This window comes from Chlorobium sp., from assembly GCF_036528655.1.
Lineage (GTDB): Bacteria > Bacteroidota > Chlorobiia > Chlorobiales > Chlorobiaceae > Chlorobium.
Genome location: NZ_JAIGND010000022.1, coordinates 1 through 20,590 on the forward strand (window position 1 = coordinate 1; position 20,590 = coordinate 20,590).

Annotated in this window: 19 protein-coding genes and 2 pseudogenes; 10 read left to right on the plus strand and 11 right to left on the minus strand. The window is 50.6% G+C overall.

Features of this window, described 5'->3' with window-relative positions; genetic code table 11:
* Positions 1-217: 217 nt before the first annotated feature.
* The gene (locus K4305_RS06040; RefSeq protein WP_331561496.1) at positions 218-523 is read right to left on the minus strand and encodes a transposase; all 306 of its coding nucleotides are present in this window, start codon (positions 521-523) and stop codon (positions 218-220) included.
* A gap of 61 nt (positions 524-584) precedes the next feature.
* On the opposite strand from K4305_RS06040, the gene K4305_RS06045 reads away from it, so the two are divergent.
* Entirely contained in the window at positions 585-809 is a 225-nt protein-coding gene (locus K4305_RS06045) for a hypothetical protein (RefSeq protein WP_331561497.1), read from the plus strand.
* 482 nt (positions 810-1,291) lie between these two features.
* Here the strand turns inward: K4305_RS06045 and K4305_RS06050 are convergent, their stop codons facing one another.
* The 5 genes and pseudogenes from K4305_RS06050 to K4305_RS06065 all read right to left on the minus strand — a co-directional run bounded on the left by K4305_RS06050 (position 1,292) and on the right by K4305_RS06065 (position 5,410).
* Positions 1,292-1,621: a hypothetical protein gene (locus K4305_RS06050; protein ID WP_331561498.1), complete on the minus strand. Its 330-nt coding sequence runs from the start codon at positions 1,619-1,621 to the stop codon at positions 1,292-1,294.
* Positions 1,622-1,990: 369 nt separating this feature from the next.
* On the minus strand, positions 1,991-2,893 hold the full coding sequence (locus K4305_RS06055) for a hypothetical protein (RefSeq protein WP_331561499.1): 903 nt from the start codon (positions 2,891-2,893) through the stop codon (positions 1,991-1,993).
* A 446-nt stretch (positions 2,894-3,339) separates the two neighbouring features.
* A pseudogene (locus K4305_RS12290) lies at positions 3,340-3,456 on the minus strand (nucleotidyltransferase); the annotation flags it as partial.
* Positions 3,457-3,807: 351 nt separating this feature from the next.
* On the minus strand, positions 3,808-4,731 hold the full coding sequence (locus K4305_RS06060; RefSeq protein WP_331561500.1) for a hypothetical protein: 924 nt from the start codon (positions 4,729-4,731) through the stop codon (positions 3,808-3,810).
* Positions 4,732-4,792: 61 nt separating this feature from the next.
* A complete protein-coding gene (locus K4305_RS06065; protein WP_331561501.1) occupies positions 4,793-5,410 on the minus strand; it encodes a hypothetical protein in 618 nt (205 codons plus the stop codon).
* Between the two features lie 650 nt (positions 5,411-6,060).
* Here K4305_RS06065 and serB point away from each other — a divergent pair.
* From serB to K4305_RS06095, 6 genes and pseudogenes are all read left to right on the plus strand, one after another.
* Entirely contained in the window at positions 6,061-7,278 is a 1,218-nt protein-coding gene (gene serB, locus K4305_RS06070; RefSeq protein WP_331561502.1) for a phosphoserine phosphatase SerB, read from the plus strand.
* Between the two features lie 138 nt (positions 7,279-7,416).
* Complete coding sequence (locus K4305_RS06075; protein ID WP_331561503.1) at positions 7,417-8,199, plus strand: type IV toxin-antitoxin system AbiEi family antitoxin; 783 nt, start codon at positions 7,417-7,419, stop codon at positions 8,197-8,199.
* A 217-nt stretch (positions 8,200-8,416) separates the two neighbouring features.
* A pseudogene (locus tag K4305_RS06080) lies at positions 8,417-9,171 on the plus strand (nucleotidyl transferase AbiEii/AbiGii toxin family protein).
* Between the two features lie 220 nt (positions 9,172-9,391).
* Positions 9,392-9,598: a helix-turn-helix transcriptional regulator gene (locus tag K4305_RS06085; RefSeq protein ID WP_331561504.1), complete on the plus strand. Its 207-nt coding sequence runs from the start codon at positions 9,392-9,394 to the stop codon at positions 9,596-9,598.
* A gap of 3 nt (positions 9,599-9,601) precedes the next feature.
* Positions 9,602-9,925 carry a HipA N-terminal domain-containing protein gene (locus K4305_RS06090; RefSeq protein WP_331561505.1) on the plus strand — a complete coding sequence of 108 codons (324 nt, stop codon included), beginning with the start codon at positions 9,602-9,604 and terminating at the stop codon, positions 9,923-9,925.
* 4 nt (positions 9,926-9,929) lie between these two features.
* Positions 9,930-10,886: a HipA domain-containing protein gene (locus tag K4305_RS06095; RefSeq protein WP_331561506.1), complete on the plus strand. Its 957-nt coding sequence runs from the start codon at positions 9,930-9,932 to the stop codon at positions 10,884-10,886.
* 55 nt (positions 10,887-10,941) lie between these two features.
* Here K4305_RS06095 and K4305_RS06100 read toward each other — a convergent pair whose 3' ends face one another.
* Genes K4305_RS06100 through alaS form a run of 4 tightly spaced genes read right to left on the minus strand, consistent with a single transcriptional unit; the run spans position 10,942 to position 15,830 of the window.
* A complete protein-coding gene (locus K4305_RS06100) occupies positions 10,942-11,256 on the minus strand; it encodes a 4Fe-4S dicluster domain-containing protein (RefSeq protein ID WP_331561507.1) in 315 nt (104 codons plus the stop codon).
* A gap of 27 nt (positions 11,257-11,283) precedes the next feature.
* The gene (locus K4305_RS06105; protein ID WP_331561508.1) at positions 11,284-11,787 is read right to left on the minus strand and encodes a 4Fe-4S dicluster domain-containing protein; all 504 of its coding nucleotides are present in this window, start codon (positions 11,785-11,787) and stop codon (positions 11,284-11,286) included.
* On the minus strand, positions 11,787-13,145 hold the full coding sequence (locus K4305_RS06110; protein WP_331561509.1) for an FAD-dependent oxidoreductase: 1,359 nt from the start codon (positions 13,143-13,145) through the stop codon (positions 11,787-11,789). The genes K4305_RS06105 and K4305_RS06110 overlap by 1 nt, the downstream gene beginning before the upstream one ends.
* Before the next feature lie 18 nt (positions 13,146-13,163).
* Positions 13,164-15,830: an alanine--tRNA ligase gene (gene alaS, locus K4305_RS06115; RefSeq protein ID WP_331561510.1), complete on the minus strand. Its 2,667-nt coding sequence runs from the start codon at positions 15,828-15,830 to the stop codon at positions 13,164-13,166.
* A 252-nt stretch (positions 15,831-16,082) separates the two neighbouring features.
* Between alaS and K4305_RS06120 the strand changes: the two genes are divergently transcribed.
* The 3 genes from K4305_RS06120 (at position 16,083) to K4305_RS06130 (ending at position 19,474) form a co-directional block, all read left to right on the plus strand.
* Entirely contained in the window at positions 16,083-16,346 is a 264-nt protein-coding gene (locus K4305_RS06120; protein WP_331561511.1) for a hypothetical protein, read from the plus strand.
* A gap of 213 nt (positions 16,347-16,559) precedes the next feature.
* Positions 16,560-18,443 (plus strand): 2-oxoacid:acceptor oxidoreductase subunit alpha, encoded by a 1,884-nt coding sequence (locus K4305_RS06125; RefSeq protein WP_331561512.1) that lies wholly within the window; start codon positions 16,560-16,562, stop codon positions 18,441-18,443.
* A gap of 2 nt (positions 18,444-18,445) precedes the next feature.
* Entirely contained in the window at positions 18,446-19,474 is a 1,029-nt protein-coding gene (locus K4305_RS06130; RefSeq protein WP_331561513.1) for a 2-oxoacid:ferredoxin oxidoreductase subunit beta, read from the plus strand.
* A gap of 108 nt (positions 19,475-19,582) precedes the next feature.
* Here the strand turns inward: K4305_RS06130 and K4305_RS06135 are convergent, their stop codons facing one another.
* Entirely contained in the window at positions 19,583-20,587 is a 1,005-nt protein-coding gene (locus tag K4305_RS06135; RefSeq protein WP_331561514.1) for an acetyl-CoA carboxylase carboxyltransferase subunit alpha, read from the minus strand.
* Between the last annotated feature and the right edge of the window lie 3 nt (positions 20,588-20,590).

Here is a 20,590-nt window from a genome sequence, read left to right on the forward strand (position 1 = left end):
CCGCGGGTACGTTTCCGGCAGCTTCACACAGGGCGATTACTCATCCTGCATGTGCCGGTGGGGGCAGTTGACGGCACAACTGGTTCTACAAAGAACAGTTCAAATACGCGACTTCGCGTCGCACTCCACGCATAATAGCTGCTGACAGAGATGCCGAGCACTCGGCACATCGTCCTGACAGCAAACAGCTTCTTATGATCACTGATAAAGCGATACATCAGTGATTTTCCTTCGCGAACACAGCACAGGCCTTTTTTAATATTTCGCGCTCTTCAGTTACTAACCGTAGCTCCCGTTCGAGTTGCCGTATTTTATCGGCCTCAGCATCCTTTGGATTACCGGTTCCAGGAAAAGCTTTTTCCTTTGATGCCAGGTACTTGAGCCTCCAACGGTACAGCACATTTGGGCTGATCCCGAGGGCATCAGCAATATCCCTTGCGGTTTTGTCGCCTTTAAGCGTGAGCTTGACGGCATCGATTTTAAACTGTTTGTCGTATTGACGGCGTGTTTGTTGATTCGCCATAATTCATACCTCCTTTTGGTTGGTAAGGTATGGCTTCTTTACCTGTCTATCAAAATATAGCATGTCCAAACAACACTATCTTGATGTTTTGCAATGCGATGTTGTTGTTCAACAGTCGAGCGGGATTGTCATGGGAAATGACCGCAATAAACGGCCCCATGAGAGTACTGCAAAATGGCTTGTCGATACCGCCTGTTGTGTAGAGCTAATCGTTAATCTCCCTGTTATGAGCGAGCTTCTCCTTATCAATCTTACCGGCTTGGAAGGACAGGCGGGACGTTCCTGAAATCATGAACTTGTGACGTTACGCTCACAACGGCGTAAATTTACAACTCACACCGATACCACAACAAGGTTCCCCGCTGCTGCTTAAATCCTGAGCTGACGGACCGTTCCAGCATAAGCCATACCTTGTATCCATGCTGCATGTCAACGTCGATTCTCCCGACTACTGGGCGACTGCTAATTTCCGAAATTGGCTGATTTTTAATTTCCGACTACATCGCGGCTCACAAGCGTAACGCACGGGACAGGTCGTCATCCTCAAAAGCGCTCTCCATCCGCTTTATTTCTGACGGCCGTGCACCAACTGTTTTTGCCATCTCAATTGAAAAACCGGTCAAGAAACGACCGTGATATCTCTTTTCCGTTTTGTTTACGTAGTTGCGAACGATCTCCCTCATCACTCTATCAGCCATTCATCCTGCATTTGAGGGAATGGATCAACGTCCCGGAGACTTACTTTTAGGCGTCGATTTGCTTGCGTTGTTAGGTGCTACTTGATAAAACAGTAAATACTAATGATGCAACAGCTGCTATTAATGATACGAATGCAATTACATTTGACCAGAAAGCTTTTTTTGATGTTCTTTTGCTGTCAGCACTTGCTTTTTGTGCTTCAAGAAGTGCTTTTGTAGCTAACTCATTTGATTCTCTTAGTAAAGCCACTTGTTCAGAGGCTAGGTGAGATGTTTTATTAGCAGCTATCTCTTTTTTCTTGGCATCATTAGCATTCTTTTGAGAATGCTCCCAGAGCGCTTTTGCTGAGTGTATAGATGTTTCTGAGTTCTCATGCATTTCATATTCTCCTTCATACATCTAACGTGGCCGCGGGTGAGCAGTGCTACGTTGCGGAAAATTTATTTGGCGGTGCAAAGTGAAAAAGACTCCTAGACAATAAGCCATACTCTTAAGACAAAACAAGCAATACGCGAATTTTTTCCGGGTGAATCAGCTCGATCAGTTCCGAATACAAGAGAGAATAGTCACAATGACGAATAAGAGTTAACCGAGTCTCCCAGGCGATTAGTTTACGTAGTTGCGAGCGCTCACCCCTTCCTACCACAAATTTCTTGTATTAAAAATACCGCGCTTAATCAGAAAAAACGAAACGGATCCCTTACCCAGTTGCATAATAGGGACATAATATCAATAAAGCAATACGTGAATACAGCAAAAAAATAGAAATTAATTAGTCACATACACCGCCAAAACATTATTCATACTATCAGTAATTAAAACAAACTGAATATCTGCTATTATAACGTTGAGATCTTCATCGATGTCTACAAGTGAATAGATAGTTGGATCATCCCATAGCACTTTTCCACGAAGAAAATACGGGTACTTTGGAACAACAACCAATGCCGCCTTCAATGATGCCTTTAATGATGGCGCCTGTGTTCGACTTACTATTAACTTGGCAAGCTCACCATTGTTATCAAATAATGCCCCTACACCATCAAAAACCGCACTTGTATTTCTTTTAGATCGATTAACTTTGGCCTTAATTCCAAAAGCATTGCTTGCCCAATAACTACCAGTAAAAGATTTTTTTGATGAAACAACAACATCCATATTACTGTTATTAATATAATCAATTTTTTCATAGAAAGGTGTTCCATAACCAAAAACACCTTCATATCTTGTATTCGTATTATCTACAGCATATGTATCAATGATCAACAACTGATCGTCTGCATTATACTTAATATGGCTTTTATCAAGAGGCACCTGTAAAACATAGCTCTTTGGAACATGACTCAAGACTTCTAATAATCTACTTTGAAAAGACATTGTTGTCTCATATTCATTCTTTATTTTTGGAATACCGGTAAGTATATTTTTAACATATTCAAAAGTAACCGGAGACACCTTTTTCCCCAAATACATTGAGCTCCCAATAGCAAGCAATGAATCTTTATTTGACTTTTGCCATTTTGTATCATATCCGTAACGCTGTCGCTCAATTTGTAACAACAATTTGTTAATAGCTTTTTCTGTTGTATCCAACAATCTTCCATTATTTCCCTCAACTTCTTCCGCAGATACAGGAAAGCAACAATAAACACTTATAACCAGTAACTGCACACATAACAGTACCTTCAAATAAGTCATAATCTTGAAATAGTAAGATTTCAAAAAAACGCAGATAAACACATAAACACCCAGAAAAAAGCACAGGACAGGCGGGACGTTCCTGAAATCATGAACTTGTAACGTGACGGTCGCAACTATGTATACTTTTCTTGACTTCGCCACATTGCGCCTAATTCTCTCATCCTGAATGACGAAAATGTATATCTGCCCAGCCGCTTGTTCGCCCACCTGAAGGAAGGCTTGCAAACGACTCTGTGACATTGGTCCATATCAGTCAGTACAAAATATGCAATACTCGAATTCTTTCCGGGCTAAACCTCTCGATCAGTTCCGAATACAACAGTGATCAGTTATAGGGACGAATGCTTCATTGCCAGAATTAACCGGGTCTCCCAAGCAATTAGTTTACGTAGTTGCGAGCGTCCCGTCTTCTTAACCTCGAAAGACTGGATCAAGCCCTGCTGTTCAAGTTCGGTCAAAGGACGCTGCCTGGCAAGATCAACAGCCCTGTCGAGCTGCCCGAACGGGTGTACGTAATGTCTGTAACGCTGAATTCAGTCGATCTCCTGATTGCTCATAGCTAATTTCCGTATAGTAGCAAGGGAAAACCGGTCGATTACTGTATTACGAAAAAGGTACAGAATATTTCAGTCAATTAAAGAACCACTCTGGAAGCACCGCAATATTTTCTTTTCGATCTGTTTACGTAGTTGCAAACGACTCCCACCATCAGCCATTCGTCTTGCATTTGAGGGAACGGATCAACGTCCCGGAGATTTATTCCCCGCAATATTTTCTTTTCGATCTGTTTACGTAGTTGCAAACGACTCCCACCATCAGCCATTCGTCTTGCATTTGAGGGTACGGATCAACGTCCCGGAGATTTATTCCTTCAGATTGACTGGTTATCTGCTATTCTTTTTCTTCCTGCCACCTTCACGCTGTTGCGGTTCAGGAACGCCGTCACCGGGTGAAACTATAGTAGTAATATTTGCCCCTGAATCTTTTAACTTATCCCTGATAACAGAAGCTAGGGTTCTCTGGGTTTCTTTTGCCTCTTTTGCTGCATTTGCAATTAGATCTCCCGAGATAGTCCCTCCCAAAGGAGCCATGATCATGGTACTGAGATTATATGCGGCATCGTCTGGATTATTTATTGGGGTGGAATGTTCAACAATAAATTCAAGACCTTCTTTGCTTCCCATTAATTCCTGCATACCAGAACCGGGGCCATAACTGTGTACGGCAAAATCTTTATGTTTTGAAAATAACTCAATATCGAAAAGATCGTCTTTGTGAAATGGGACGTGGAAGTCGCTGTAACGAATAAAAGATTGTCCATTTAATTTCATTTGCATGTGGTAGTGAGGGTAATTTCCAGACTTGGTTGTCATGTGCCCTTCGAAGTCTGATTTACTGCATGAAAATGACCAGGTTAAGTGTTTATGCTTTGCTGTGAAGTCAATTACCTTTTCTCCAGGGTGTTCTTCTTGTATGTCATTTATGTTTTGAATTGGCTTGTCTATCGATGCAACCCACCTGATATAAGTTGAAATTCTAAAATATGTGAATTCTTGAAATATAGTAGGGAAGTGTTTCTTCTTGAACTTGTTAGGACGCAATAGCCAATGCAGGCATGGCCTGTTGGTACTAAAAGTTTTTAATGGATTTCCACAAAGACTACATTGTCCTTCTTTAAACAATCTTACAAACTCTTCATAATCCTTTACAGCTTCCAGATGAGTAATTTCGTTTTCTTTTTCCAAGACTTCTGGAGGTTGGCTTTTAAGCCATTTAACAAATTCGTCTGGAGTTATGTTTGGTCTCATATGATTTCACAGATAACATAGGCTTCAGCGGGAGCATTAAGCAATCAGCTGGAAGCCATGGTTAAACGTCCTTGTCCGTTGGTCTGTCGGCCCACGATGTTAGAGGTTCAATTTCAGCACGCCATATTTTTAGTGCTGCAGCAATCAACGACACGAGTATCTCAAACATGCCGCGCCACCCAGCTATGGCAACTAAATTGTCAATGCTGTGGCTTGGGTCCAGGTCTTTTGTGAGTCGCTTGACTTCTGGATGTTCCCGTTCTTTGGCTACTGCCCAGATAATATCAAGCATGTTTTGGTTCAGCTTAAAGAGTTCTCTAACTCTGTTCTTGACTTTGCTCGAGTCAAAAGATTCGATGACAGATGAATGAGCAAAATCGTTCCTTAGTTTGCGAATTTGATGGAGGCTGTTTCTGGTAGAAAGTCCAATTAGACCCAAGCGATAAGCGAAATCAGTTTTTGCCGAGAAACTCCCTAACGGGGCATAAGGCCCGGCAAACAGTTCATCCTCATGCCCTGGCGATGAAACTAACCTCGCTTTTATCAAATCTTCGAGCGCTTCATCCATCAAAGCTGCGCTAACGATTACCGTTCCTCGTTCGCTTTCAGGGTTCAACTGATCAGCATGCTCGGAAATCAATCGCGGAAGATCATCATTTATGTCAGTCTTTTCGTTCATTTTTATCGCCTAACAATGTTTAGACTGATCTGCCTAATTCAGGAAAAGCAGAAAGCTTCTTTCTGTATAAGACAATTTCAATTTCACATTCACAGACCAACTAATTATTTAATTATAAATGAATTAATGAAATCAACAATTATTCAAACCCATCGGTTTATACAGGTCAGGCTAAACCGGCAATAAACAGGTCAAAAGGGCTTTTTACTCCATAACCGCCCTTGTTAACCATTGTGGTACTTACATCTTTATATCCCATCAATCCTGAACGGTTCGAATATCATATCAGCTTCACAGCAAGTGAGCAGCGACCGGCATGCTTACTCACATCGTAACAACAGCTTACTGAAAGTATAGCAAAATAATGTCGAGTCATCAAAATAATACAGCACCAACCAACCAATAACTACACTGTAAACCACTGACATTCTGCCTGCACCCGATGTCTGCCATTCGGTTATCTTCCCTGCCCCCGTTTTTGAAGGTTCCTGAAACAACACTATCTTGATGCTTTGCAATGCGATGTTGTTGTTCAACAGTCGAGCGGGATTGTCATGGGAGATGACCGCAATAAACGGTTCCATGAGAGTACTGCGAAATGGCTTGTCGATAGCGCCTGTTGCGTAGAGCTAACCGTTAACCTCCCTGATATGAGCGAGCTTCTCCTTATCAATATTACCGGCCTGGACAAACCGGGTCTGACGTCGAAAATAACGGCGATTCTTGCTGACGCGAGGGTACCGGTGCTCGATATCGGGCAGGCGGTGATCCATAACCATCTCAGCCTCGGCATGCTGGTTGAGGTGCCCAAAGAGTCGGCTTCGTCGCCCGTTCTCAAGGACCTGCTCTTCTGCGCCCATACGCTCGGCATACAGATTTCCTTTACGCCGGTAGCCGACGAGGAGTACGACCGGTGGGTAGGCGAACAGGGCAAGCCCCGATACCTGCTCTCGCTGCTGTCGAGAAAAATTTCAGCCGAACAGCTTAAGCGGGTATCGTCGATCGTTGCCGCTCATCATCTCAATATCGACACCATCAGCCGCCTTTCAGGCCGAATCCCGCTCGATAACGGCGACAACCACACCCGCGCCTGCGTGGAGTTCTCGCTGAGGGGAACCCTCTCCGACGAAAACCTTTTTCGCGAACAGCTTCTGGCCATTACCGACAGCCTCGGCATCGACATCGCCTTCCAGGAGGACAATATTTTCCGGCGGAACCGGCGGATGGTGGTGTTCGATATGGATTCGACACTGATCACCTCGGAGGTGATCGACGAACTTGCCCTTGAAGCGGGGGTCGGCGAGGAGGTTTCGGCAATTACCGAACAGGCCATGCGGGGGGAACTGGATTTCAACGAGAGCCTGCAGCGGCGGGTGGCGCAGCTCAAGGGGCTTGACGAACATGTGATGGAGAGCATCGCCGCACGGTTGCAGCTTACCGAGGGCGCAGAACGGTTGTTCAGCAACCTGAAGCGGCTCGGCTATAAAACCGCGATTCTTTCGGGAGGATTCACCTATTTCGGCCACTATCTGCAGAAAAAGCTCTCGATCGACTATGTCTATGCCAACACCCTCGAAATCGAGAACGGCTGCCTGACCGGAAGGGTGCTCGGCAGGGTTGTGGACGGAGCGAGAAAGGCCGAGCTGCTCGAACTGCTTGCCGAAAAGGAGAACATCAGCCTTGAACAGACCGTTGCGGTCGGGGACGGCGCAAACGACCTGCCGATGCTCGGCAAGGCCGGTCTCGGCATCGCCTTCAGGGCGAAGCCCATCGTGCGCGAACGGGCAAAACAGGCGATCTCGACCCTCGGCCTCGACGCAATCCTCTACCTGATGGGATTCAGGGACCGCGACGAGCTGGCGGAGTAGGATCGCCATCCTCCTTACGGCTCATGACACGATTAACGGTGCCTCGAACAGGTTTTTCGGCTTGGCGATTATCATGAATCGATTTATAAAAGTGACAGGAAACGTTGCTTTTGTCGATTGATTCATGTATTTATAAGCATGAATCTCATCCGATACATTGACGGCTTGCAGGAAAAAGGACTGTTCTGTTTCAGCGGTGCGGAGGCAGCTTCAGCCCTTGGTTCGGGGGTTGATGCAACTCGTGCAGCCTTGAGGCGGCTGCGGCATAAGGGTGCGCTTGCCATGCCTTTCCGGGGGTATTATGTGATTGTACCGCCGGAATACCGACAGATGGGGTGTCTTCCGGCCAACCAGTTCATTCCCGCTTTGATGGAGCATCTGAAAGAGCCCTATTATACAGGTATCCTTTCCGCCGGCGAGTTCTATGGGGCCGCCCATCAACGACCTCAGACCTTTCAGGTTGTGACGGAGGAATCGCGCACAGGAATTGTCTGTGGCACGGTCAAGGTGGTTTTCATCAAGCGTAACAATGCAGCCTTGATGCCGACCCGAGATTTCAAGACCCCGCGAGGCTATCTGAAGGTGTCTACTCCAGAGGTAACCGCTTTCGATGTGGTTGGTTATCCCCATCATGCAGGAGGGCTTGACAATGCCGTGACCGTTCTGGCGGAATTGGCCGAATCCCTTGATGCCGAAAAACTGATCTCCATAACCGGGCTGTCACCGATTACCTGGACTCAGCGTTTAGGCTACTTGCTTGAAATGATCGGAGAGGAGAAGCTGGCGCAAGGATTGGCGGTATATGTCGCGGAACGGAAACCGGTTCCAGCACCGCTGTCCCCGTCACGGCCATTTCATGGCATCCGGCAGAACCTTAGATGGCGTCTCCTGCCGAACGAAAAGATCAGCCCTGACCTATGATCCCTCTTGATTATATCACCCAGTGGCGCTCCCGTGCTGCCTGGCAGCAGATATCACAAGGGAACCTCTAAAAAGTTATTGCGCACCTAAATTGCTGTGTTGGTCGGTGCTCGAAATCCTCATGTACTACGTGTACACTCCGGTTTCTCCGCTCCGTCCGCCTTGCACTTTGATCGCTCATCACACTTTTTAGAGGTTCCCACAAGTTGAGCAGGATCTGATAATCTGTCGGGCGCTGGTTGATATCTACAGCCATCCTGTTGCGGCGGCCAATCTGGTTTTTCGAGGTGGCACCGCTCTCTTTAAGCTTCATCTTCCACCAGCGAGATATTCAGAGGATATCGATCTGGTGCAAAAGGAGCCCGGCCCGATCGGGCCGATCATGGATGCGGTCCAGGAAAAACTGAATCCCTGGCTTGGGGAGCCCAAACGCAAGCAATCGGAATGCCGGGTGGTATCTGGCGGGTCGAATCAGAAGAGGGATTGCCCTTACGATTGAAAGTGGAGATCAATTCGAGAGAACACTTTACCGTACTTGGATATCAGCAGAGTCATTTTTCGATGACATCAAGATGGTACTCCGGGAGTGCTTCCATTACCAGTTATAGCAAAAACGAGTTGCCTGGAACGAAGCTGCGGGCACTCTATCAGCGCAAGAAAGGCAGGGATCTGTTCGATCTTTGGCATGCTGCAGGAACAATTCCCATAAACCCCGAATCAGTTGTTTCCTGTTTTCTGCAATATCTGGAACATGAACAGCACAGGATCAGCCGGGCTGGATTCGAAATAAACCTGTTCGAGAAACTTGATGACCCCCGTTTTCTCGATGACATGGCACCGCTTCTGACCAGTACGACATCATGGGATGCAAAGGCAGCTGGGCTCTATGTGCTTGAGGTACTTGCACCTCTGATGCCAGGAGATGCATGGCAAAAAACGCAGGAGAAGTTGATGCTGCTAAAAACGATGTGAGCCTGCTTGCGCCAAATCGTGCCTGCTCAATATGACGGAACGCTCAATCGACGTACTCGACGAACCTTTCGAAATCCTCGCTGGGGGGAAGGGTGATCGCGCCGGAGGATTTATACCTGAAAGGGTATAGATTTATAGTTTTTGCTTGTTATTATACCCGAAAAGGTATAGATTGACTATAAACCATACACGGTATACCCGATAAGGTATCACAGAAATCATGAAGGATATAGCTGAATTTGTCCGCAACAGGCGAAAGGCCCTGGGCATGACCCAGCCGGAACTGGCAGAAAAAGCCGGTACGGGTCTTCGTTTTATCCGTGATCTTGAACAGGGAAAAAAAACATTGCGGATGGACAAGGTGAACCAGGTGCTTGCCCTGTTCGGGTTTGTACTTGCGCCTGTCAGGCCGGAAAGGGAGGCATAGCGTATGCAAAAAGCCGAAATACGATACCGTGACCGAATCGCGGGCTGGTTCATTCAGGATGAAGAGGGCTATCATTTTCTGTATGATCAGGCATACCTGGATTCGAAGGATGCCAGACCGGTAAGTCTGACGCTCCCGTTGCGGACTGATGCATATTCGAGCAGAACCATGTTTCCTTTTTTTGACGGATTGATACCCGAAGGGTGGCTGCTTGCCGTTGCCGAAAGGAACTGGAAGCTCGATCCGCGAGATCGTATGGGTCTCTTGCTGAACTGCTGCAGGGATTGCATCGGGGCGGTGAGTGTACATCCTGTAATCATGGAGTGAGCCGATGGATCGTCGCTGTCTTTATTGCTATGAGCCGCTGGCCTCCGGGGAGGGTGATTTCCATCGGAAGTGCAGCCGGAAAATGTTCGGAACGTCTCTCCCTCCACAGTTACCCTATGATGAAAACCAGCTCGACGAACTCGCTCTGGAGGTCATCCGGAGCCAGACCGCCATTACGGGGGTGCAGCCGAAACTGTCGCTGCATCTGGAACCGGCAGGAAAGGCTCATGCTCCGCAGCGATTCACCATTGTTGGCCTGTGGGGAGGGTACATACTCAAGCCCCCTTCGCATCGATTTCGGCAGTTGCCGGAAATAGAGGACCTGACGATGCGCATGGCTGAAGCGGCGCGTATCGATACGGTTCCGCACACCCTGATTCGCATGCGGTCGGGAGCCCTTGCATACGTGACGCGCCGTATTGATCGTACAGGGAAAGGCAAGCTGCACATGGAGGATATGTGCCAGATCACCGGACGTCTCACGGAGAATAAATATCACGGTTCATATGAACAGATAGCGAAAGCCATACATCGTTACTCTGCAAATCCGGGTCTCGATGTCATCAATTTTTTTGAGGTGGTGCTGTTCTGCTTTCTTTCCGGAAATGCGGATATGCATCTGAAGAATTTTTCACTGATCGATATCGAAGCAAAAGGTGGCTACAGCCTTGCCCCGGCCTATGATCTCGTCTCGACAGGACTGGTTATGCCTTCCGATAAGGAAGACCTGGCCTTGACGCTTGACGGAAAGAAAAAAAAGATCACGCTGAACGATTTCAGAGCGGCTTTCGGCGTCTTGACGATTGACGAGGTGGTTCAGGAACGAATGTTCAGGAAGTTCAGAAATGTTCTGCCTCTGTGGGATCTGTTGATAGAAAAGAGTTTTCTTGACCATGAAAATCAGGCGGCCTACAAGGAGCTGATCAGGAAAAAATGTCACCAGATCCGGCTGGATGCGTGAACAGCTGAAATGGAACCCACATTGACGACAGAATCACGCCAGTCTGATCTGCCGCTCAATCGACATACTCGACGAACCGCTCGAAATCTTCCGGTCGGGGCAGGGTGATCGCGCCGGAAGGGCAGACCGGCTCGCAGCGGGTACAGAGCACGATGCAATTATAAGGATTGGCGACGGTCATTTTCGGACGGCGCACCACGTCGTCACCCTCATCGACCGGTCCGGGCTCGAACACGCCGGGCCGGCAGAGGTCTGCGCAGGCTTCGCATCCGTTGCAGAGTTCCGCATCGATGACGGGAAACCAGGCTATCTCATCGCGCGGCGCAAGCAGGCGCTTTTTTTTCTTTGCAGGGGGTGGTGTACCGCTCATGGTTCGCTCCGTTCAGTATTCGTTCTATCAATCCACATATTCCACGTATTTCTCGAAATCCTCTTTCGGCGGAAGTTTTATGGCGCCGGAGGTGCAGATGGGCACGCATCGGTCGCAGAGCACAAGGCATTTGTAGGGATGGGCCACGAGGAACTTGGGCCGGTGAATGCCCTCCGGATCCGGCGGGCCGGGCTCGAAAACGCCCGGCTTGCAGAGTACCTTGCAGTCGGCGCAGCCGTTGCAGAGGTCGGGATTGATGGTGGGAAACCACGGAATCTCTTCGCGCGGCGCAAGCAGCCGTTTTTTTCGTTTGAGCGCAGGCGGCTGCTGGCTCTTTTCGGGCGCCTTGTGGTGGGCAAGCACGCTTTCCACCTCTTTTTTCCATACTCCTTCGGTATCGACCGATTCGTCCTGGCATTTCTGCATGGCGCGGGACTTCAGCGTCAGGCGCAACGATCGGACGGGCCTGCAGAGGCAGCCGTCGCAGGAGGGCTTTTCGCATCGCCCGAAAAAACAGTCGAGTACAAGCATCAGCGATCGGCCCTGATCTTTTTCACCACTGCTTCAGCGGCTTTTATGAGCGGATATCCGGTTGGCGGGCCGGTCAGCAGGGGATGGGTTCCTACCTGAAGCGAGAGCACTTCGTGGATGGTCATCTTGTTTTCGATGATGACTCCGATCACATTGATGAGCTCGCCGGCGCTGGGACCGCCGACAACGGCTCCGCCCAGCACAAGGCCCGATTCGCGGTTGACGATCAGCTTGACGAACTGTTTGGCGGTGCCGGGCAGCGTTCCGGGATGCTTGTCAATGCCTTCGGCGGATGCCGAAATGACGTCGAATCCTCTTTCGATGGCCAGCTGTTCGGTGACGCCCGCAGCGGCGAAGGTTATGCCGCCGATAGCCGTCGAAAAAATCGAGAGAGTGCCGCTGAAGGTTCTGAGCCGCGAAAGTCCGTAGAGGTTCATGCCGGCTATGCGTGCTTCGGAACAGGCTGTCGAGGCAAGCATCAGCCCTTTACTGATACGGGTGATGAACGAGAATTTTTCGGCACAGTCGCCGATTGCGAAAATGTCCTTGTTTTCGGTGCGCATGTATTCGTCAACCCTGATGGCGCCAAGCTCGTTGATTTTAACGCCGGCATTGCGCGCAAGTTCGACATTCGGCGCATAACCTGTTGCAAGAATCACCGCATCTGCAGCGAGACGTTCGCCGCTTTCGAGCAGCACTTCGGAAACCGTTGTTTCGCCTGCCAGTTCCTGTACTTTTTCACCGGTCCTCAGGGTAACTCCCTCTTTGGCGAGAATTTCCTCGGCTTTCATCGACAGGTCGGAATCGAAAGCCGCCTGCAGAATATGAGGGAACACCTCTACAAGAGTGATCCGTTTACCCTTTTTGTGCAGTTCGTCGGCAAGCTCCACACCGATGAAACCGCCGCCGATAATGACAACCGAATCGCACCCTTCGAGTTTCAGGCGAAGGTTTTCAAGGTAGTCGCGATCTTTGGGAATGGTAAAGACGTTGCCGAGTTCCGTTCCCTTGAGCCATGCGGGAACCTTGGGGAGCGAACCGGTTGCAAAAACGAGCTTGTCGAAGGCGATTTCGGTGCCGCTCGCCGTAATGGCAAGCTTCGCCGCCGTATCGACCGAAACCACTTCATCGATCATCAGCTCGACGCCGGCCTGTTGGATATGTGCACTGGGTATAATGTTCTGACTGATGCTCTCCAGCGTGCCGTAAATATATGGGATACCGCATGGAACGACGGCTTCGGGCTCCTTGCGGACGATAAGAAAACTTTTGGAAGGGTAAAACGCCTTCCCGGTTGAAGCGGCTACAATTCCTGCGGCGCTTCCGCCTATAACGAGAACATCGACTGTTTTTTTCATGGATGGATATGATTGTAACTATACCGCTGTAACCCTGTTTCTGACTGCGGTAATAAAGAAATCGAGCGCGTTCTGAACTCCTGCAGGATCTTTGCCGCCGGCTGTGGCGAACTCAGGCTTCCCGCCGCCGCCGCCCTGCACCTGTTTTGCCGCTTCACGAACAAGCTTTGCGGCATCGATGCCGAAATCCCTGACGGCAAGTTCTCCGGCAAATGCGATAAGCGACACCTTTCCGTACTCGACCGTGCAAAGCATCCCTGCCGATGCCGGCACATGTTCGCGCAACGAGAGGGCTGCCTGACGAAGAGCTTCGGTATCGACGTTTTCAAGAGTCCGCGACATAATACGAATGCCCTTGACCTCTTCGGATGACTCAAGCGCATAAAGAAGCGTATCGGCAAGCGCTGCGATGCGGTATTCCTGCAGCTGTTTTTCAAGCTCTTTTTTCGACTCGGCCAGTTCGGCGACTTTCGGCTTGACCTCTTCGTCCGCCTTCAGTTTGAGCATCTGGCGGATTTCCTGCAACTCGCGGTACTCTTTCCACATGAGCTGCTCGGCAGCCCTGCCCGTTAAGGCCTCGATACGACGCACGCCGGATGCGACCGACGATTCGCCGACGATCTTGAACAGGCCTATCTGGCCGATGCTGTCTACGTGGGTTCCTCCGCACAGTTCCATTGAAACTCCGGGTATTTCAACCATTCTGACGCGGTCGGCATACTTGTCGCCAAAAAAGGCAAGCGCGCCTTTTTCGATGGCTTCCTCATACGGCAGATCCTCGTGTTTCACCACCAGTTCAGCGCTTCTGACAGCGGCGTTCACCTCGGATTCGACACGATCGAGTTCTTCAGGGCTTAGCTTTGAAAAGTGGCTGAAATCGAACCGGAGCCGATCGGCACACACGAACGAGCCTTTCTGCTGCACATGTTCGCCGAGAATCCTGCGCAGTGCTGCATGAAGAAGGTGGGTTGCGGTATGGTTGCGTTCAGTTCCCTCGCGGTTTACGCGATCGACCGATGCCCTGCAGGCGCGTTTTGCGCTGTCGGGTTCTACATCGAACGGATCGACAGCGCAGTCGCGTACGACATCGCGAGCTGCGGTTACGACGTGGACGATGACGTCGCCATCTTTTCGGGTGTCGGTTACCTGCAGACGGTACTCTCCGGTCCCGATCCATCCACAATCTCCGGCCTGCCCTCCGCTCTCGGCATAAAACGGGGTACGATCGAGCACGACGAGCAACCTGTCAGGCATCCGGCAGTACCCGACGATAACGGAATCCTCCTCGAGCGACAGGTATCCGGTGAACCGCGTTGCCCGGTCGGAGGAGAACCAGACCCACTCGCCCTCGCCCTCCTGGATCTGCTGTTTCTCCTTGCGGTCCTGACGCGCTCTGGATTTCTGTTCCTGCATGCAGTGTTCGAAGCCCTCTTCGTCCACCAGCAGCCCGGCTTCCGATGCCATGAGCCTGGTGAGATCGAGCGGAAACCCGTAGGTATCGTAAAGCCTGAATGCATCCTGGCCGGCAATGGCCGATCCGCCTGCCTGCCTGATTGATGCGACAACCTCGTTGAAAATTTCTATTCCGCGGTCCAGAGTGCCAAGAAAACTCTCCTCTTCCGCCCTGATGATTTTCGCAACGGTATCCTGCCTGCTCCTGAGTTCGGGAAAAACATCGCCCATCGCGCCGGCAAGCGTTTCGACAATCCTGTAGAGAATTGGTTCGTGGCTGCCGAGCGTCCTGGCATAGCGCAACGCGCGGCGAAGAATCCGCCGAAGCACGTAGCCGCGTCCTTCGTTGGAGGGCATGGCTCCATCGGCGAGCGCGAAGGTCAGCGTTCTCGAATGATCGGCCAGTACCCGCATGGCGATATCTTCCTGGCCGTCAAGAGTTCCCTTATACGTAACGCCTGTAATTTCGGTTATCCGATCGAAAATCGGAAGGAATACGTCGCTATCGTAGTTCGAGCCTTTGCCCTGCAATACGGCTGCAACGCGCTCGAAACCCATGCCGGTATCGACATGCTTCTGCGGCAACGGTTCGAGCCTGCCGTCGCCCTGCCTGTTGTACTGGATGAAAACAAGGTTCCAGAGCTCCATGACCCGGTAGTCGCCGGCATTGACGAGCGTTTTTCCGGAACCGTCCGCGGTAAGATCGATATGGATTTCCGAGCAGGGTCCGCAGGGACCGGTTTCGCCCATCTCCCAGAAATTGTCTTTTTCTCCGAAACGCAGGATGTGGTCGTGCTCAATGTCGGTCTCCTGCTGCCAGAGATGACAGCTTTCGTCGTCGTCCTTGTAGACCGTGGCGTACAGACGATCTTTCGGCAGCTTCCATACCGTGGTCAGGAGTTCCCAGGCCCAGGAGATGGCTTCTTTTTTGTAGTAGTCGCCGAACGACCAGTTGCCGAGCATCTCGAAAAACGTGTGATGGTAGGTATCGCGGCCCACGTCTTCGAGGTCGTTGTGTTTTCCTGAAGCCCTTATGCATTTCTGGGTATCGGCCGCCCTGTTGTAAGGGCGTGTTCCTTTTCCGAGAAAAACGTCCTTGAACTGGTTCATGCCTGCATTGGTGAAGAGCAGTGTCGGGTCGTCTGCAGGGATTACCGGAGCCGAACGCACGATGTTATGGCCTTTTGCGGCAAAAAAATCTAAAAAGGACTGCCTGATTGCACTGGATTTCATAGAGCTTGTAGTCTTGTTGCGGTGGTCTCCCCGATACTGCGACGATACATCGGGAGTGCCTCTTTCGGGCTCAAAGTTAACCTTTTTTCAAGCTCGATTCCAACTTAATTTTCCCCGCGCCGGCACGGCAGGCAGCATTGTGTGCGGTGCCCGTCAAGCTGATTTCGCAGGATCTTTATGAAAAAGATTTATATTAAAATGAGGTTATTGTCCGCTTTTCTTTTTATCGGCTTAACAAAAAGGAATCCGTCTATGAGCTGGGGCGTTGAAGATGAAAAAAGACGCAAGGATATTCTGGAACTCATGAAAATATCCGAAAAAATCGTCAAGGAGAATCCCAACTACGTCAATGAGGTCAGCAAAAGCGCGAGCGGCTGCTGGATGGAGCAGATGTACGGCATGATGCGATGCGATTTCTGCGACCTCTCGCCAGACTGTCCGGTCAGGGAAGAGTATGAGTGGCAGGAATATCTCAGGGTAAACAATATCGTCATAGTAAAGGACGACGAAAATTAATTTTTTTAGTATTTGGTTTTCGGTTCCGACCAACATATCTTTACTCCTTTGTGGAAAACCGTCGTTAGATCTTTCTGACCGTTTCCAGCCCTCCGTATCTATTTTTTCTTTTCACAGACAGCCAATATCTCCACAAGGCAATGAACCAATGGTTCGTTCACATGGGGTTTTTATTGGTTTGTGTTTTTTTTAACGCAGCAGGAAAACGAACGAATGAACGAAACAACAATCTTAAACAAAAAAGATATGGTAACAGCTAAAACCAGCGTGTCCGTACTTTTCGCCGGAGATTCAGGCGACGGCATGCAGCTAACGGGAACCCAGTTTGCAAATACGGTCGCCGTTTACGGCTCGGATCTCAATACGTTTCCGAACTTCCCCTCCGAAATCCGTCCACCGGCAGGCACCATTTCAGGCGTCTCGGGATTCCAGCTGCAGTTCGGCACCGCCGGCGTTTACACGCCCGGAGCGAAATTCGACGTCATGATCGCCATGAACGCGGCTGCGCTCAAGGCAAACCTGAAAAACCTGCATTACGGCGGCATCATTCTCGCCGATACGGACGGTTTCGATGCGAAAAACCTTAACCTTTCCGGATACGGAGAGGCAAACAATCCGCTCGAAGACGGCACCCTGAAAGACTATACCGTTTTCAAGATCCCGGTAGTAAGCCTGACCCGCAAGGCGCTGGCCGACACCGGCCTGAGCACGAAATTCATCGACCGATGCAAGAACATGTTCGTGCTCGGCGTTCTTTACTGGCTTTACAGCCTGCCTATCGAAACCACGATCGAAACCCTGCAGACGAAATTCCGCAACAAACAGGATATTGCCGATGCAAATATCAAGGCGGTTCAGGCCGGGTACAACTTCGGCGACGAAACCGAGATGTTTTCGCAGCACGGGCGTTTCTCCGTTGCCCCTGCGGATAAAAAACCAGGCGTCTACCGCCGCGTTACCGGCAACGAGGCATCGGCTATCGGGCTTGCAGCCGCTGCGAAAAAAGCCGGTCTTGAGCTTTTCCTCGGTTCTTACCCCATCACCCCGGCATCGGAGATACTGCAGACCCTTGCCGATATGAAAAAGTTTGGCGTCAAGACCTTCCAGGCTGAAGATGAAATTGCCGGCGTGCTTACCAGCATCGGCGCGGCATATGCCGGAGCGCTTGCAGCCACCAACACCTCCGGACCCGGACTCGCCCTGAAATCCGAAGGTCTCGGACTGGCCGTCATTCTTGAAATTCCGCTGGTCGTCATAAACGTCATGAGAGGCGGTCCATCAACCGGTCTGCCCACAAAGCCTGAACAGTCCGATCTGCTGATGGCCATGTACGGACGGCATGGAGATGCGCCGATGCCGGTCATCGCGGCGAAATCGCCGGTCGACTGCTTCTACGCCGCTTACGAAGCTGCAAAAATAGCGGTTGAGTACATGACCCCCGTTCTCTGCCTGACAGACGGCTATCTTGCGCTCAGCTCCGAACCGATGCTGGTGCCTTCGCCCGACGCCCTGGCATCGATCACTCCGGTCTTTTCTCCTGCAAGGAACGCCGATGATCCGCCCTATCTCCCCTACAAGCGGGATGAAAAAGGAGTCCGTCAGTGGGCTATTCCCGGCACCAAAGGGCTCGAGCACCGTATCGGCGGACTTGAAAAGCACCACGAAACCGGCAACGTTTCGCACGATCCGGAAAACCATGCGCTCATGACGAAAATGCGCGCCGAAAAAGTCGCGCGAGTAGCGGAGATCGTTCCCGACCTTACCATCGACAACGGCCCGGAACAGGGCGATCTGCTTGTGCTTGGCTGGGGTTCGACCTACGGCGCCATCAAAAAAGCCGTGGAGCAGGTGCTTGAAGGAGGCTGCAGCGTCGCCCACGCCCACTTGCGCTATATCAATCCATTCCCGAAAAATCTTGGCCAGCTCATGGGCAATTACAAAAAGGTGCTGATTCCGGAGAACAATTCCGGACAGATGCTCTCGCTGATAAGGGACAAATACCTTATCGAGCCTGTCGGGTTCAGCAAGGTACAGGGCCTGCCGTTCAATGAAATGGAAATCGAAGCAAAAATCACCGATATCTTAAAGGAGCTTTAATCATGACCGATACACTTGCACAACTGACTGCAAAGGATTTCACTTCCCACCAGGAGCCGAAATGGTGTCCCGGATGCGGCGACTTCGCCGTCCTGCAGCAACTGAAGAACGCGATGGCCGACCTCGGCCTGAAAACTGAAGAAGTTGTCGTGGTTTCAGGTATCGGCTGCTCTTCGAGACTTCCCTACTACGTGGCGACCTACGGCGTTCACGGCATCCACGGAAGGGCCATGGCCATGGCTTCCGGCATCAAGACCGCACGCCCGGATCTCAGCGTATGGGTCGGAACCGGCGACGGCGATGCGCTCTCCATCGGCGGCAACCATTACATTCATACCGTTCGGAGAAACCTGGATATGAATGTCATCCTCTTTAACAACGAAATTTATGGACTGACCAAGGGGCAGTACTCTCCGACTTCGAAAGTAGGGCTCAAGACCGTAACCTCCCCGAACGGCGTGGTTGATCACCCCATCAATACCGTCGCACTGACCCTCGGCGCAGGCGGATCCTTTGTGGCGCGAGTCATGGATCGCGACGGCAAGTTCATGCGCGATATTTTCAAACGCGCTGCGGAGCACAAGGGTACATCGGTTGTGGAAATTTACCAGAATTGTCCCATTTTCAACGACGGCGCATTCGACGCGTTCAGCAACAAGGATCGGAAGGCCGACACCACCCTTTATCTCGAGCAGGGAAAGCCGCTGGTTTTCGGCAACGACAACCGGAAGGGAATCAAACTCGATGGGTTCACTCCGGTCATTGTCGATCTCAGCGATCCGTCGGTTTCGAAGGATGACCTCTGGATCCATGACGAAAAGGATTTCATCAAGGCGAATATGCTCGCGCGTTTCTTCGACGATCCCGATACAACGCCAGACGCTCTGCCAAGACCGTTCGGGATTTTTTATGTGGAAGATCGAATCACTTACGAAGCAGCACTCGATGCTCAGATCGAAAAAGCGCAGGAGAAGGGAGAAGGCTCATTCGAGGAACTGCTCTCGGGGAGCAGCACCTGGACGATTAACTGAATCGCTCATATCCGGCATTGACACACGAGAGAAAAAAGCCGGCAGCAATGCCGGCTTTTTTCGTTTCAAATCATGAATGTCTCGAATCAGAGTACAATCTCTCCGGAGCTATTGCTCGATCCATTCGCCCATTGACGAGAACTTCTGTATCCTTTCGCTGACCAGCAGATCGGACGGTTTCGGCATAAGCGTCCGCAGCTCCTCGACAAGCATGGCCTTCAGGGTTCCGGCCATTGTTTCCGGATCGGTATGCGCACCGCCAAGCGGTTCCGGTATGATCCTGTCGATGATTCCCTGGCGGAGAAGGTCATCTGCTGTGAGTTTGAGCGCTTCGGCAGCCTGTTCCTTGAAGTTCCAGCTTCTCCAGAGAATCGACGAACAGCTCTCTGGCGAGATTACCGAATACCAGCCGTTCTCGGCCATGAGAATCCTGTCTCCGACTCCGATACCTATAGCGCCGCCGCTGGCCCCTTCACCAATGATAACGCAGATAACAGGCACGGTAAGTCGCGCCATTTCAAAGAGATTTCTTGCAATGGCTTCAGCCTGACCGCGCTCTTCGGCTTCGATGCCTGGAAATGCCCCGGGAGTATCGATCAGGGTAATGACCGGTTTTCGGAATTTTTCGGCAAGCTTCATCAGGCGCAGCGCCTTTCGGTACCCTTCGGGTTGGGCCATACCGAAATTCCTGTAGAGATTCGACTTGGTGTCGCGTCCTTTCTGATGCCCGATAATCATGACTGTTTCTGAAAAGCCCGAAACGCTCTCTTCGAGACGTGCGAAACCGCCGACAATCGCCTTGTCGTCTCCGAAATGACGGTCACCGGCAAGCTCTGTAAAATCGCTGGTCATCATATAGATGTAGTCGAGCGTATAGGGACGTTCGGAATGCCGGGCAAGCTGGACTTTCTGCCAACGGGTGAGATTGCGGTATATCGATCGTCTCAGCGCGTCAACCTTCTGTTCGAGCAGCTCGATGTCCCTGTTGAGAGTATCAGCCTCCTGTCCGCTCTGCTCTTTCGCGCTGCCTCTGAGATAAACCCGCATTTCATTGAGCTTGGCTTCGAGTTCGAACAGCGGTTTTTCAAAATCAAGAACAACCTTGGATGCCATGTC